The organism is Qipengyuania sp. CAU 1752 (assembly GCF_054482615.1).
In genome coordinates this window covers 1,579,780-1,594,456 of the sequence record NZ_JBTLRE010000001.1, presented here as the reverse complement: position 1 = coordinate 1,594,456, position 14,677 = coordinate 1,579,780, and the positions used below count along the sequence as shown (strand labels likewise).

The 14,677-nt window shown below is 60.6% G+C and carries 13 protein-coding genes; 9 read left to right on the top strand and 4 right to left on the bottom strand.

The window, feature by feature from the left end; all coding sequences use genetic code 11:
- Positions 1-14 precede the first annotated feature (14 nt).
- The 3 genes from ACXYL9_RS07775 to ACXYL9_RS07765 form a co-directional block, all read right to left on the bottom strand.
- On the bottom strand, positions 15-1,178 hold the full coding sequence (locus ACXYL9_RS07775) for a PrnB family protein (protein ID WP_459039011.1): 1,164 nt from the start codon (positions 1,176-1,178) through the stop codon (positions 15-17).
- 102 nt (positions 1,179-1,280) lie between these two features.
- Positions 1,281-1,736 (bottom strand): vgr related protein, encoded by a 456-nt coding sequence (locus ACXYL9_RS07770; RefSeq protein ID WP_459039010.1) that lies wholly within the window; start codon positions 1,734-1,736, stop codon positions 1,281-1,283.
- Positions 1,737-1,807: 71 nt separating this feature from the next.
- Positions 1,808-2,284: a copper chaperone PCu(A)C gene (locus ACXYL9_RS07765; protein ID WP_459039009.1), complete on the bottom strand. Its 477-nt coding sequence runs from the start codon at positions 2,282-2,284 to the stop codon at positions 1,808-1,810.
- A 169-nt stretch (positions 2,285-2,453) separates the two neighbouring features.
- Here ACXYL9_RS07765 and dnaK point away from each other — a divergent pair, with 169 nt between their 5' ends.
- From dnaK to ACXYL9_RS07750, 3 genes are all read left to right on the top strand, one after another.
- The gene (gene dnaK, locus ACXYL9_RS07760; protein WP_459039008.1) at positions 2,454-4,385 is read left to right on the top strand and encodes a molecular chaperone DnaK; all 1,932 of its coding nucleotides are present in this window, start codon (positions 2,454-2,456) and stop codon (positions 4,383-4,385) included.
- A gap of 79 nt (positions 4,386-4,464) precedes the next feature.
- Positions 4,465-5,583 carry a molecular chaperone DnaJ gene (gene dnaJ, locus ACXYL9_RS07755; RefSeq protein ID WP_459039007.1) on the top strand — a complete coding sequence of 373 codons (1,119 nt, stop codon included), beginning with the start codon at positions 4,465-4,467 and terminating at the stop codon, positions 5,581-5,583.
- A gap of 58 nt (positions 5,584-5,641) precedes the next feature.
- The gene (locus ACXYL9_RS07750; RefSeq protein ID WP_459039006.1) at positions 5,642-6,523 is read left to right on the top strand and encodes an MBL fold metallo-hydrolase; all 882 of its coding nucleotides are present in this window, start codon (positions 5,642-5,644) and stop codon (positions 6,521-6,523) included.
- Here the strand turns inward: ACXYL9_RS07750 and ACXYL9_RS07745 are convergent, their stop codons facing one another.
- Positions 6,524-8,848 carry a patatin-like protein gene (locus tag ACXYL9_RS07745; protein ID WP_459039005.1) on the bottom strand — a complete coding sequence of 775 codons (2,325 nt, stop codon included), beginning with the start codon at positions 8,846-8,848 and terminating at the stop codon, positions 6,524-6,526. It abuts the gene before it with no gap.
- A 71-nt stretch (positions 8,849-8,919) separates the two neighbouring features.
- Between ACXYL9_RS07745 and radA the strand changes: the two genes are divergently transcribed.
- From radA to phaR, 6 genes are all read left to right on the top strand, one after another.
- Positions 8,920-10,287, top strand: coding sequence for a DNA repair protein RadA (gene radA / locus ACXYL9_RS07740; RefSeq protein ID WP_459039004.1), 1,368 nt, complete (start codon positions 8,920-8,922; stop codon positions 10,285-10,287).
- A gap of 14 nt (positions 10,288-10,301) precedes the next feature.
- The gene (locus tag ACXYL9_RS07735; RefSeq protein ID WP_459039003.1) at positions 10,302-10,838 is read left to right on the top strand and encodes a CvpA family protein; all 537 of its coding nucleotides are present in this window, start codon (positions 10,302-10,304) and stop codon (positions 10,836-10,838) included.
- Entirely contained in the window at positions 10,838-11,278 is a 441-nt protein-coding gene (locus ACXYL9_RS07730; RefSeq protein ID WP_459039002.1) for an iron-sulfur cluster assembly scaffold protein, read from the top strand. Before ACXYL9_RS07735 ends, ACXYL9_RS07730 begins: the two co-directional genes overlap by 1 nt.
- Positions 11,279-11,313: 35 nt before the next feature.
- The gene (locus tag ACXYL9_RS07725; RefSeq protein WP_459039001.1) at positions 11,314-12,942 is read left to right on the top strand and encodes an MFS transporter; all 1,629 of its coding nucleotides are present in this window, start codon (positions 11,314-11,316) and stop codon (positions 12,940-12,942) included.
- 40 nt (positions 12,943-12,982) lie between these two features.
- Positions 12,983-14,029 (top strand): alanine racemase, encoded by a 1,047-nt coding sequence (gene alr / locus ACXYL9_RS07720; protein ID WP_459039000.1) that lies wholly within the window; start codon positions 12,983-12,985, stop codon positions 14,027-14,029.
- 89 nt (positions 14,030-14,118) lie between these two features.
- A complete protein-coding gene (gene phaR / locus ACXYL9_RS07715; RefSeq protein WP_459038999.1) occupies positions 14,119-14,670 on the top strand; it encodes a polyhydroxyalkanoate synthesis repressor PhaR in 552 nt (183 codons plus the stop codon).
- The last annotated feature ends 7 nt before the right edge of the window (positions 14,671-14,677 follow it).

Sequence of the window (14,677 nt, the reverse complement as noted above, 5' to 3'; positions counted from 1 at the left end):
ACGGCCCATCCGCATCAGACCAGTTGCTCCGCGTTCTCGTTGCGGTGCTTTTTCAGATATTTCATGAACGGCGTGCCGCCCGTGCCAACATCTGGGTCGTTACCCGGAATGCTGCCGGCCTGTTTGTTGATGTAGTTGGCGGCATATTCGAGATGCCGGGTTCGGAACCGCGCCGACTGGTTGAGGCAGGCGTTAAACGCATCCTTCAGCGACTGGCTGCCTGAACCCTCGACGAATTCGCGCAAGCGAGTACGCGCACCCAGGTCCTCGATGAACCGGCGGTGCTGGACCGGCCGATACTGATGCAATTCGTCGAGGAAGGACTTGAGGGGATCGTCGCTGTGGCCGACCTTGAACAAGGCGTCCATGGCCGGAACGATGCTCGACTGCGATCCGGTCTGCCCGCGCAACGCCTGCGGTTTGCCGCCGAATTTCTCGACGCCTTCATACACCATTCCGCCATTTTCCAGCGCCGGGTTGTTGGCCCAGCCATGGATATACGGGCGCACCCGATGGAAGTAGATGTACGGGTCGCAGCGTTCGGGCATCCGCGCGAAATGGGCGTAGATCCGTTCCCACGCAGCGTCCATTTCCACCAGCAGCCGTTCGGCTTCTGCTTCATCGCCATTTTCGGCAGCGACGACCAGCTTTGCAGCGTTGTCCAGCAGCACGCCGGCCTCGGCCTCGATGGCGACATGAATCATGACGAACCAGTTCTCGTCGTCCCCGCCGAGGAAGTTCTGGACCATGTAGATGTTCTCGAGCGAGATCGGCCCCGACTTGTCGAGCCGCGCCCAATTGTCGAGCACATAGGCCGAGTAGGGCAGCAACGGCGCCTGGCCGAGGCGGTCGGCAATCGCCACCATCGGGCGGGCCAGATTCGCCGGCAGGTGGGCAGGCGGCAAGGTCTCGCCCCAGACATAGGCCTGGACGAGGAAGGAGTAGTGCACCATCGCGGTGCGAATCTCTTCCTCGCTCGCTTCCTGCGCCCATCCTTCGATCTGCGTATCAGGCACCTGGTCGAGCCAGTGGCGCACCCGTCCGGTCGAAAGCAGGCCCGACAAATTAGCGGCCACTTCGACAGCTGGATCGAGCTGCGGGGGAAGCGAAATCTCGTCGATTTCATATTGCGAAAGGTAGCCGCGCTCGCGGCTCAAACCGTAGTCTTTAAGCTCCATTGTTGAGACTCGTCGGCCGGGCGCGGGTTGGGCCGCCCGGACCATTGGAAGGTATCAAATGCAACCGCTTTGCTCAAGCCGACTGGCGGCAAATCCGGGGAGTCAGAGCGTCGCGCCGGGAAACTTCACCAGCAAATCGTAGGCTGCCGGGTCACCGACACCGCCAATCTTGACACCCGTTCGCAACCAATAGGCATGTTTGACGATTTCGGCCTGCTGCTCGATGCCGTATTGTTCTAGGCTCCAACCCGGCTTGAGGCTGTAGTCGTAACGGCAGAAGGGGTGGCGATTGAACAGCAGGTACCAGCTGCCCCTCGTCTGGGCTTGCCAGACATGTGTCATCTCGTGGATGAACAGCCCCCGTTGGCGATAATCCGCGATCGAAAAATCGTCGCAATAACTCTCGCCGCTAGGGTGAAAATGGAGGTGCCCGCTCGGCGCCATCGTCACCGTACGCGGCTGGAAAAAAGCCCACTTGCGACGCCGGATCATCACCTCGTCATAACGGATGGCATCGCCGAAAATGCCGCGGGACAATGCCACTTCGCCGTCCGTCAAGGGCCGCTCGCCCCCTGCGGGACAGGCCTGTGGGCTCGCGCTCGCTTGCGTTGCGGGTGTATCTGGAAGAGCTACTGCACTTCTCCGGCAGCCACGACCTCGAACCGACGCGAATATTCGCGTCCATTATCAAAGCGGAGGGTGACATCGACCATGTCGCCCGCACCCACCGCCGGATCGAGCCCCATCACCATCACGTGTCGCCCACCAGGCTCGAAGGTGACGGTCTGGCCGCTCGCCAGCATGGCCGGGCTCATATCCACCATCCGAACTGCGCCGTCTTCACGAACGATGTCGTGCATAATGGCGCTATCAGCCTGGGTGACGGTCACCCCCAAAAGTGCCAGCGGCTCGGCCCCATCATTGCCAAGCTCGAAATAGAGTGCCGCTGGATTGCCGGAAACCGGGGGCAGGGCGAGCCTTGCGGCCTCAATCGATATGTCCGATCGGGCCTGCTGCTCCAGCGCATTTTCATCGGGCACACCGTCGTTACAGGCAGCGAGGGCGAGCGGAACGGCAGCTATGACAAGCGCGACGAGACTTCGCATATCGAGTTGTTTCTCCGTGTGGTGCGACTTCAAAACTAGGGCTGTGCATCCCTTGTGCCAAGCAAAACCGCACCTATATCCGCCTTCACAAACCGAGCTGCCGAGCGGTCTTGCCATATCCGGGGGACCCACCGCGCAGCGTCCAACCATGAAGTGAGATGGGGTAGTAATGAGCAAAGTAATCGGGATCGACCTGGGCACCACCAACAGCTGTGTAGCTGTGATGGACGGCGGCAAGCCCAAGGTCATCGAGAATTCTGAAGGCGCGCGCACGACGCCGTCGATCGTTGCCTTCACCAAGGACAATGAACGCCTGATCGGCCAGCCTGCAAAGCGTCAGGCCGTCACCAACCCGGACAACACTCTGTTCGCCATCAAGCGCCTGATCGGCCGCCCGTTCAACGATCCTACGACCAAGAAGGACATGGAGATCGTTCCCTATGACATCGTCAAGGGCAAGAATGGCGATGCCTGGGTCGAGGCAGGCGGCGAAGAATATTCTCCCAGCCAGATTTCGGCCTTCATCCTGCAGAAGATGAAGGAAACCGCAGAGAGCTATCTCGGCGAGGACGTCAAGCAGGCGGTTATCACCGTCCCGGCATACTTCAACGACGCCCAGCGCCAGGCAACCAAGGATGCCGGCCAGATTGCCGGTCTTGAAGTCTTGCGGATCATTAATGAGCCTACGGCAGCTGCGCTGGCCTATGGCATGGACAAGAACGACGGCAAGACCATTGCTGTCTATGACCTTGGCGGCGGTACCTTCGACGTCTCGATCCTCGAAATTGGCGACGGCGTTTTCGAAGTGAAGTCGACCAATGGCGACACCTTCCTGGGCGGCGAAGATTTCGACAATGCAATTGTCGAGTATCTGGCTGAACAGTTCCAGAAGAAGGAAAACATGGACCTGCGCAGCGACAAGCTGGCGCTGCAGCGGCTCAAGGAAGCGGCGGAAAAGGCCAAGATTGAGCTTTCGAGCTCGCAGTCGACCGAGGTCAACCTGCCCTTCATCACGGCTCGCATGGAAGGCGGTAGCTCGACTCCGCTGCACCTGGTCGAGACCATCACCCGTTCGAAACTTGAACAGATGGTCGGTGACCTCATCAAGCGCACCCTTGAGCCGTGCAAGAAGGCGCTGGCCGATGCCGGCATCGAAAAAGGCGGCATCGACGAGGTGATCCTGGTCGGTGGCATGACCCGCATGCCCAAGGTACGCGAAACGGTGAAGGACTTCTTCGGCAAGGAACCGCATACCGGTGTGAACCCGGACGAAGTCGTGGCCATGGGCGCCGCGATCCAGGCAGGCGTGTTGCAGGGCGACGTAAAGGACGTCCTGCTGCTCGACGTGACCCCGCTGTCGCTGGGCATCGAAACGCTGGGCGGTGTCTTCACCCGCATGATCGATCGCAACACGACGATCCCGACCAAGAAGACCCAGACTTACTCGACTGCTGAAGACAATCAGAATGCGGTCACCATCAAGGTCTTCCAGGGCGAGCGCGAAATGGCCGCTGACAACAAGCTGCTGGGCAATTTCGACCTCGTCGGCATTCCTGCTGCACCACGCGGCGTGCCGCAGATCGAAGTCACCTTCGATATCGACGCCAACGGCATCGTTAATGTCAGTGCCAAGGACAAAGGCACCGGCAAGGAACAGACGATCAAGATCCAGGCTTCTGGCGGGCTCAACGAAGCCGACATCGACCAGATGGTCCAGGATGCGGAAAAGTTCGCCGAAGAGGACAAGAAGCGCAAGGAAGCGGCCGAAGCCCGCAACCAAGCCGACAGCCTTGTTCATGCAACCGAGAAGCAGCTCGAGGAGCATGGCGACAAGATCGACGCATCGCTCAAGAGCGACGTCGAGGCGGCGCTGGCCGAGGCCAAGACCGCGCTTGAAGGCGATGATACCGATGCCATCAATGCCAAGGCACAGGCGTTGACCGAAGTCGCCATGAAGATGGGTCAGTCGATCTACGAGCAGGAACAGGCCAACGCTTCGAACGATGGCGGCGACACGGCGGAAGCTGCCGCAGACGCCGGCAAGGACGAAGACGTTGTCGATGCCGAGTTCTCCGAAGTCGACGAAGACAACAAGGGCTGATTTCCTGATGCAAAGCCGGGCCGCCGCTGATGTGACGACATCGGTGGCGGCCCGGGTCTTTGCAGGGATGGGGTAGGATATGTCGGCCGAAACCGATCTTTACGAAATTCTGGGCGTCGAGCGCGGTGCGGATGGCGCGGCGATCAAGTCCGCCTATCGCAAGCTGGCGATGAAATATCACCCGGACCGCAATCCAGGCGATCCGCAGGCAGAGACGCAGTTCAAAGCCGTCGGTGCGGCTTACGAAGTCCTCAAGGACCCGCAGAAACGCGCAGCCTATGACCGGTTCGGCCATGCCGCTTTCCAGAACGGCGGCGGCGGGGCAGGCGGCGCGCATCCCGATTTCGGCGACATTGGCGATATTTTCGAAACCATCTTCGGCAGCGCTTTTGGCAGTGGCGGCGGTCGCCGTCGGCAACAGCGCGGCGCAGACTTGCGCTACGATATGGAAATCACGCTGGACGAAGCGTTTCACGGCAAGGAAACGGAGATCGAGATAGAAGTCTCGGTCCAATGCGATACCTGCGACGGATCTGGGGCGGAACCGGGCACCGGCACGCGGGGCTGCAACCTTTGCAATGGCTACGGCAAAGTCCGCGCACAACAGGGTTTCTTTATGGTCGAGAGGCCATGCCCCAACTGCCATGGTCGCGGTGAGGTCCTCGAAGAAGCCTGTCACAGTTGCCGGGGCGAAGGCCGGGTCGACAAGGCCAGCGCGCTCAAGGTTGAAGTACCGCCAGGCGTCGATACCGGCACGCGCATCCGCCTTAGCGGCAAGGGTGAAGCCGGCCCGCGCGGAGCGCCTCCTGGCGATCTATACATTTTCCTCCATGTGAAGCCGCACGAGCTGTTCGAACGTGAAGGCACTTCGCTGGTCACCCGTGTGCCTGTCAGCTTCACGACTGCCGCGCTGGGTGGCTGTGTCGATATTCCCGATCTTGATGGCTCAACCAATTCGATCGATATCCCGGCCGGTATCCAGTCGGGCAAGCAATTGCGCAAACGTGGTGCCGGCATGCCGGTGCTTCAGGGCCGTGGTCGGGGCGACCTGATCGTCGAGGTTATCGTCGAAACTCCGACGAGGCTCAGCAAGGAGCAAAAAGCGATCCTTGCCGAGTTCCGTGACACCGAAACCGGCGACGAATGTCCGCAAAGCCGCGGCTTCTTCGACAAGATCAAGGAAGCGTTGGGAGCCTAGCGGAAGGCGACCGCTTGTGGCACGTTCCGACAATGGTTCAGCCATTGGGGGATTTGCAATGAGAAAGAGCGCTTTCTTCGCCAGCCTGTCATTGTGCGTGCTGGCCACGGCCGCCAGCGCGCAGCGTAATTTCGACGAGGTCGTAATCCGGACAGAACAGGTCGCTCCCGGAATTGCGGTGTTGTTCGGGGCTGGCGGTAACATCGGGGTCAGTCACGGGGATGATGGAACGGTCCTGATCGACGACCAATTCGCTCCCCTGACGGAAAAAATTGAAGCCGCCATTGCCAATCTGGGTGCATCGCCGGTCGAGTTCCTGGTCAACACCCATTATCACGGTGATCATACCGGCGGGAACGAGAACTTCGGCCGCAAGGGCGCGCTCATCTTTGCCCAGGAAAACGTCCGCATTCGCCTCAAGGATGGGCGCGGCGAGCCCAATCCATCCACCCCCGCGCCCAAGGCCGCGCTCCCAGTCGTCACCTACGATCAGGGCCTGCGGCTGAACCTCAATGGCGACACCGTCGACATCGCGTTTCTGGGCGGTGGGCATACCGATGGTGATAGCGTGATTTTTTGGCGCGAGGGCAATGTCGTCCACGTAGGCGACCTCTACCTCAACATCCCCGGTTATCCCTATGTCGACGTTCGCTCGGGCGGCAATGTGTTCAATATGATGAACTCGCTCGATGCGGTGATCAGGACAATCGATGACGAAACCGTCGTCATTCCCGGTCATGGGGGCTTGTCCAACAAGGCCGAACTGGACGCCTATCGCGCCATGATTGGCGACGCTGTTTCACGGGTCGAAAAGCTCAAGACCGCGGGCAAGACACTGGACGAGGCCATCGCTGCCAAGCCATTGGCAGATTTCCAACGCGGCGAAGGATTCATCGATGCTGACAGTTTTGTCACCGCGATATGGCGTAGCATCGAATAATCAGCCGGGAGCGCCCAACTGTTCGATTACTTCTTGGCGTAACTTTGAAATCAGTTTCTCCGAACAACGACCCGCTTCCATCTCTTCGTCGAGAATGGCCAGGAAAGAGTCACGTTTGAAGGTCTGGCAGTGCGCTTCAGTTAGCTTTTCCTCGACTGTCGAACAGACGAGATCGATCATCCGTTCGGCACCATGCAGGCGACCCCATAGATAATCGTTCTCGCGATAATCGCGGCTGAAGAATGCTCCGAAATTGTAAAATTCGATGCCGCGAAGGGTCGCTCTTGTCCCGCCATTGCGGATACTGCGCGCATCGTCGGGGCTGATCCGGTCTACCTTGACGGGGTCGAACTCGGTCAGCCCGTCATGTCCAAGCAGGGGAAGCGTGGCGACATCGTAGAATGGAAATCCGAGATAGGTGAGCAACATTCGTCGACGCAGGTTCTTGGGCATCGCCTGCAGTGCCTCGGCCAGCATTTCCTCTGCCTTGGCGTCCACTTCGGGCAACAGGTGACGCTCGGCGAAGGCATCGATAACCTCGCCTGGATCTTCGAACACCTTGAGCGCGATGAGTAGGAAATCGAGCCCCATATGCTCGATCCCGTCGCGTTCGAAGTAGAGCGCGAGGATTTCGTAGATAGCCTCCCGCGCCTGGTCGAGCGCGTCATCGTCGATCTCCGGATCGGCGTCCCAATCGCGCGACAGCCGCCGCGCCAGCAATCGCAGGCGGCGAATGCGAAACCCCAGGTCGAAAGCGCGGAAGAACGAAACTGCTTCCTCTGTCGCGCCGCCGCCCTCTAGCGTCATGGAAGCAAGGCCTCGCCGCTCGAACTCACCGCGCAACACATCAGTGATCGGGCCGGCATGGGGCAATTGCAGATGCGGCGCAGCTTCGAGCACCAGTTCGGCAATCCGCTCGACAATGCCGGTGAACTTGGTGTGGGCGTAGGCGGGGAATGTATAACCGGCATCTTCGGCGGCGGCGGCCTGCGCCTTCCGGCGCCAGATGGCGAGCCGGCTGGGCGTCGGGTTGTCGAAAAACAGCGTGCGGCCGAACAGGCGCTCAATGGCGTCCTCGATTTCCGGCCGCATCCCGCTGACGATACGCCGCAGGCGCTCGGCCTCGCGCGATTGTGCTTCAAGTGCTTCGAGATTGTCGCGGATCGGCTGCTCGCGCGGGATCGTGGAGAGCGAGCCGAAGATCGCGGCGAAGAAGCCGACTGGGCTGTCGTCGGCCTCGCGCAAGGTGCCCACGCGATCCGGTCGCGGATCGATATAGACAAATCGACGATCAACCTCGCGGTGGGCAGGGCGGCCCCGCAAGGCCTCGATCGCGCCGCCAAACGGTCGATTGACCAACACCGAACCATCGATCAGCGAAACCGAATTCGTGCTGCCGAGCTTCACGTGGATCGGCATGACACGCTCGAGGAACTCGTCGCGCTTTGGCCACGGGCGATCATACTTGGCGGCAAGGGCATCAATCTCGGCCAGCATCAATGGCGGGAAGGCTCCGGGAAAGCTGGAGGTGGCACGCGCGGCCAGCGTCAGTTCCAGCGGATCGGCCAGCGAATGGCCGGACTCGGCCGGGGTGGGGGCGTGGAAGGTGACTGGCATCCGATGCTCGCTCTCTTCCACCAACGCCGGACTGTGCAGGCGCAACGTGTCGAGATAACCGCGAAAATCGGTGGCCGTTACGAACAGGTCGATCGGATGGCCAGGGGGCAGCAGGGGAGGACCGGCTTGTTCTGCCGCCATCGCCTCGAGCGCCTCGTACAACAGTTCCGACATGCCTGAGCCAGAGAAAGGGGGCTGGAACCAGCGTCCGCGGATCAAGCGTGATACCTTGCCCCTGACTTCCGACCGCGTTTCCGGCGCGACGCTTTCGCTCACCGCGCTGCCCGGGCGCCGCAAGATCCAGGCGACCAACGGTTCCGCATAGGGCTTTGCAAAGCGCCACACCGGCCGTGCGTCCGGATCTACCAGGCGTTCGACATCAGCATTGTCGAGCCACAATTCGGTCAGGGGCTCGAGAGAAGCACCAGAATGGATCGCCTGGGCAAGGAAAACCGCATTAATTCCCCCGGCGCTCGCGCCGCTCATGATATCGGGCAGAACCCGCAGCCGTAGTTCGGTCTCGTCTTCGATGATGCGCAGCAGGTCAGCATAGATTGCCGCGCTTCCGCTCGGTGCCGTTTCGCCGGCAAGGAAGGCACGGCTGGCGCGGGCCAGATTCCACAGTTCCTTGGTTACGCCATGCATATAGACGGCCAGGCTCACACCCCCATAGCAAACCAGCGCAATCCGAAGTTCCTTCTGCCGCATTGGGGGATAGTGGCCGCGGTCCGAGGCAATAGCAATTGCGTTCTGCAAATGTTCTGTTTATCGAATCTGTCATGGCGAAGACCAAGAAGAGATATATCTGCCAGGCCTGCGGCGCGGTCGCGCACCGCTGGCAAGGGCAATGCGGGGATTGTTCAGAGTGGAACTCTCTGGTCGAGGATGCACCGGCCACGGTGTTTTCACAGAAACATAACCTTTCGAGTGGTGGTCGTGCGATAGAGTTCGTCGACCTCCACAAGCCCGGCGAGGAACTGGTCCGGCGGACCACCGGTCTCGACGAGTTTGATCGCGCACTGGGCGGCGGCCTCGTCCCCGGCTGCGCCATCTTGATGGGCGGCGATCCGGGAATCGGCAAATCGACCCTGCTGCTTCAGGCCGCAGCCAATATCGCCAAAGCCGGCCAGCAGGTCGTTTATGTCAGCGGAGAAGAAGCCGCCGGACAGGTGCGCCTGCGCGCCTCTCGCCTGGGCGTTGCCGATGCCCCGCTCAAGCTCGCATCGAGCACCTCGGTGCGCGACATCCTGACAACGCTCGGCGGAATGGAAGCGCCGGCAATGCTCGTCATCGATTCGATCCAGACCATGCATTCGGACACGATCGAAGGTGCGCCCGGCACGGTCAGCCAGGTCCGCGGATGCGCTTTCGAACTGATACGTTATGCCAAGGAAACAGGCGTTGCGCTGGTCCTTGTCGGCCATGTCACCAAGGACGGCAGCATAGCCGGGCCACGCGTGCTGGAACACATGGTCGACGTGGTTATGAGTTTCGAGGGCGAGCGCAGCCACCAATACCGCATCCTGCGTGCGCTCAAGAACCGCTTCGGCGCAGTCGACGAGATCGGTGTCTTCGCCATGGCTGCCAAGGGCCTGGAAGAGGTCGCCAACCCATCGCTGCTGTTCCTGTCGGGCCGCGACGAGCCGCTGGCTGGAAGCGCGGTATTTCCGGCATTGGAAGGCACACGACCAGTACTCGTGGAAGTGCAAGCGCTGATCGTACGGTTGCAATCAGGCGCGACGCCGCGACGTGCGGTCGTCGGTTGGGACAATGGCCGACTGGCGATGCTGCTAGCGGTGCTCGAATCGCGCTGCGGACTTAATTTCAGCTCGGCCGAGGTCTATCTAAACGTCGCCGGGGGATACCGCCTTTCCGATCCGGCAGCCGACCTAGCCGTAGCCGCCGCACTGGTCTCGGCGCAGGCAGACAAGCCATTGCCCGAACGCTCGGTCTGGTTCGGTGAAGTTTCGTTAGCGGGCGAGGTGCGTCCGGTGGCACACTCCGGGCTGCGATTGCGCGAAGCTGCCAAGCTCGGCTTTGCCACGGGTTGCGGACCGCAGAACGGCGGCGAGAAGGTCGCAAATATGAAGTTTTTACCTGTCGATCGGCTGTCCAAGCTCGTTGACCGGGTGATGGCGAACTCGTAGTTGTCGAACCCATAATGACCGGGTTTGACATCATCGTACTTCTCATCGTCGCGGTTGCCGCGATTGGTGGTTTCATGCGGGGCTTCGTGCAAGAAGTCCTCTCGCTCGCTGCGTGGATTCTCTCGCTATTTGCAATCCGATATCTGCACACGCCGCTATACGAGTCTTTTGAACGCTATACCCCGACGCCAACCGGGGCTGCGATTCTGGCTTTCGTGGCTCTTCTACTCATTCCCTATGCCGCGATGAAACTGATTGCCGGTCGCGCCGGCGACGGTCCGCGAAAATCGATCCTGGGGCCGATTGACCGCGTACTGGGGTTCGGTTTCGGTGCGATCAAGGGTGCGATCGTCGTGGTTATGGCGTTTTCCTTGCTGGTGCTCGGGTATGATACTGTCTGGGGTTACAAGGGCCGCCCGGTATGGATCGCCACCGCGCGAACCTATCCGGTGGTCAATGCCAGCACCGAGGCTCTGGTCGAGTATATTTCCGAACGGCGCGAGAAACTGCGCACGGAACAGGACGCCCAACGCGCATTGATCGGCGGCTGATGGCGCCGGGCACAGCCGAGAAACTCTATTCTCCAACCATCCTCGGCCTTGCTGTCGAGCTGGCCCGGTATCCGCTCGATACGGATCTGCCATACATTGGCCACGCCCGGTCGCAGAGCTGCGGCAGTTCTTTGTCGCTGAGCCTCGATATTGATGACAATGATACCATCCGGGCTGTCGGAATGCAGGTTTCGGCCTGCGCCATCGGGCAAGCCAGCGCTGCGATTTTCGCTCGCCACGTTCTCGGCCTCGATGGGGACGCGATCGGTCAGGCGCGCGCAGCGATTGCGCAGTGGCTTGAGGTCGAGGGGCCGACGCCAAACTGGCCCGATATCGATCTGATCGCTCCGGCCCGGGAATATCCTGCGCGGCATGGTGCAATGCTGTTGCCGTGGAAGGCCGCCGAAGTCGCGCTTTCCAACGCTGGGGCGGCTCGCTAAAGATTCTTCCGACAATCAGGGGGACAGGGCGCAGCATGAGCGACGCAGCAGCACTCAAGGGACGTGAGCCGGACGAGAACGAGATCAAGCTGGTTATCGGTGCTTCGTCAGCTGGCACCATCTTCGAATGGTATGATTTTTTCATTTACGGGACGCTGGCCTACATCCTGAAGGATGCGTTCTACGACGTCGACAACGAAACGCTCGGCCTGCTGCTGGTCTGGTCGACCTTCGCCGTCGGCTTCGCCTTCCGTCCGCTCGGTGCGGTCCTGTTCGGCTTCCTCGGCGACAAGCTGGGCCGCAAATACACCTTCCTCGTTACAGTCACCTTGATGGGGATTGCCACGGCCGGGGTCGGGCTGATTCCTACTGTCGCTTCTATCGGGATCGCCGCGCCGATCATCGTCATACTCTTGCGGGTCATCCAGGGACTGGCGCTGGGCGGTGAATATGGCGGGGCGGCAATCTACGTCGCCGAACACGCCCCACCGGAAAAGCGCGGTTTCTACACCAGCTTTATCCAAGCCAGCGTGGCTGGCGGATTTGTACTGTCGATAGCGGTCGTGCTGACCTGTCGCTTCCTGATCCCGGAAGATGATTTCGCCGCCTGGGGCTGGCGTGTGCCTTTCCTGCTCTCGATCATTCTGCTCGGCATTTCGCTTTGGATGCGTCTCAAACTTTCCGAAAGCCCCGTGTTCCAGGCGATGAAGGAAGAGGGTCAGCTCGCCGGCAACCCCTTTGTTGAAAGCTTCACCTATCCCGGGAACCGCAAGCGCATCTTCGTCGCCCTGTTTGGCGTCACGGGCATCCTGACGACGATCTGGTACACCGCCTTCTTCAGCGGGATGAGCTTCCTGCGTGGCCCAATGCATGTAGCAGACCTGACCGTCGAACTGATCCTGTTCTTCTCGGGCCTGATCGCGATGTCGTTCTATGTCCTGATCGGCAATTGGTCGGATCGGGTCGGCCGGAAGAAGCCAATCATGATTGGCGCCGTGCTTACATTGCTGCTGCTGTTCCCGGCGTTCTGGGGGCTGGGTAGCCTGGCCAATCCGGGGCTTGAAAAGGCCGCCAGGGACACCCCGATTACGGTAGCCGGCCCGCAATGTGTGACCGACCCATTCGCCGATCTGTTTGACCGCGAGCAGACCGATTGCGGCAAGGTGCTGGAGACACTTACCGCGTCCGGCGTGCCTTACTCGCTGGTCGAGGGCGAGGCGCTTGCACTGACCGCAGGGGAAGAGGCGATCGCGCTCGAATCGGCCTGGTTCGAGGACGGCGGTGTCCGCCGCGACGGAATACGTGCGGCTCTGGGTGAACACGGGTTCGATTTCGCCAAGCAGCAGCCCTCCGCCGGCAACATCCTCGGCATCGTCGCCATCCTGCTTGGCCTCGGACTGTTGTCGGCGCTGACTTACGGATCCGTCGCGGCGCTGCTTTCGGAGATGTTTCCGCCGCGCATCCGCTACAGCTCAATGTCGATCCCCTACCATATCGGAGCTGGCTACCTGGGCGGCTTCCTGCCGCTTATCGCTGGCGTCATTGTGGCCAGTACCGGCAATATCTATTCCGGATTGTGGTACACTTGGGTGGTCGTCGCCTTCGGCATAGTAGTGCTGTGGTGGGGCGTCCCCGACGGTCCGCCGCGCGACTTTGAGGATTGAGCGCGATGCGAAGCCTTTCGAGCTGAAATCCAGGCATAGCGTGGCCCACAATCATCCCCCGCCGACCTTGCGGCTCGATGTCGATTGCGACGCGCTGGCCGCGAACTGGCGCACGCTTGATAGGTTATCCGGAAAGGCGCGAGCCGGCGCGGCGATCAAGGCGAATTGCTATGGTCTCGGGATCGACACCTGCCTGCCCGTGTTGCGAGATGCCGGCGCGCGGGATTTCTTTGTCGCGCATTGGAGTGAGGTGGAAGCGGTCCTGACCCACGTGCCGGCCGAACAAGTTGCGGTCCTGCATGGTGCAAACACTTCTGCCGAAGCGGCCTATGCCAGGGCCACGGGAGTCCGCCCGGTCATCAATTCGCTGCACCAGGCGCAGCTTTGGTACGAGAGCGGCGGCGGCCCCTGCCACCTGATGGTCGATACCGGCATCAATCGGCTGGGAATCCGGCCCGCCGATGCAGGAGACCCGGCCATTGCAGCGCTAAAGATCGAAGTGCTCATGTCGCATCTTGCCTGCGCGGATGAGGAGAGCGATGCCAATCCGGCGCAGCAGCGTGCTTTTGCTGAAGTGGCCAATCAAATCGAGGCGAGAACTCTCAGCCTGGCCAACAGCGCCGGCGTCGCCTTGGGGGAGAGCTATGCTTTCGACCTAACCCGTCCGGGTGTCGCACTGTATGGCGGCGTACCCAGGCGCGAATTGGCAGGAGAAATTCGCCAGGTCGCGTTTTTGCGCGCAAGCCTGATCCAGGTTGCCGATCTCGCAGCCGGCGATCGCGTGGGTTACAACGCGCAATTCACGGCAGAGCAACCCATGCGGGTCGGCACTGTGACGCTCGGCTATGCCGACGGATTCCTGCGCAGTTGGGGCGGGAAGGGCAATGCCCTGGTGCACGAAGATCGCGCGCTCCCGATACTTGGCAAAGTGTCGATGGACATGATTGTCGTCGACCTGTCTGCAGCGCCCGGATTGCAGATCGGTGATTGGCTCGACGTGCCCTATTATTTGCCGCGTGCAGCCGCAGCATCAGGTCTTTCGCAATATGAATTGCTGACCGTTCTGGGACAACGCCTGCGCCACTGAATCGCGGCAATTGCGCATTTCATGCTGCAAGTGCTAAGGGCGATGCTGCGCAGCATTGTGCGCAGCAACATAAGTTCGATATTCCAGCCATGGCTCGCAAAACCACCGCACCGGGCGACACTGTCGTCATCAAGAAATACGCCAACCGGCGGCTCTACAACACACAGAGCTCGAGCTATATCACGCTCGACGATCTTGCTGCGATGACGCGTGAGGGGACGGATTTCAAGGTGGTCGATGCCAAGTCCGGCGACGACATTACTCACACCATTTTGACGCAGATCATCATGGACGAGGAGACCGGCGGCAAGCAGATGTTGCCGGTCAGTTTTCTGCGCGACATCATCTCGATGTACGGTAATTCCATGCAGGCCATGATGCCGAGTTATCTCGAAGCCAGCATGAAGAATTTCCGCGAGAACCAGGTCAAAATTCGCGAAACGTTCGAAAAGGGCATTTCGGGCACTCCACTGGCCAAGCTGCACGAAAACAACATGGCCATGATCAAGGCCATGAGTTCCGCCCTGATCCCTGGCAGCAAGACCCAGGCGAACCCGGCTTCGAGCAAGGATGCCGAACTCGCCGAGCTCAAAAGACAGATGGCCGAGATGCAAAAGAAGCTGGACGAACTTGGTAAGTAGCGCCAAG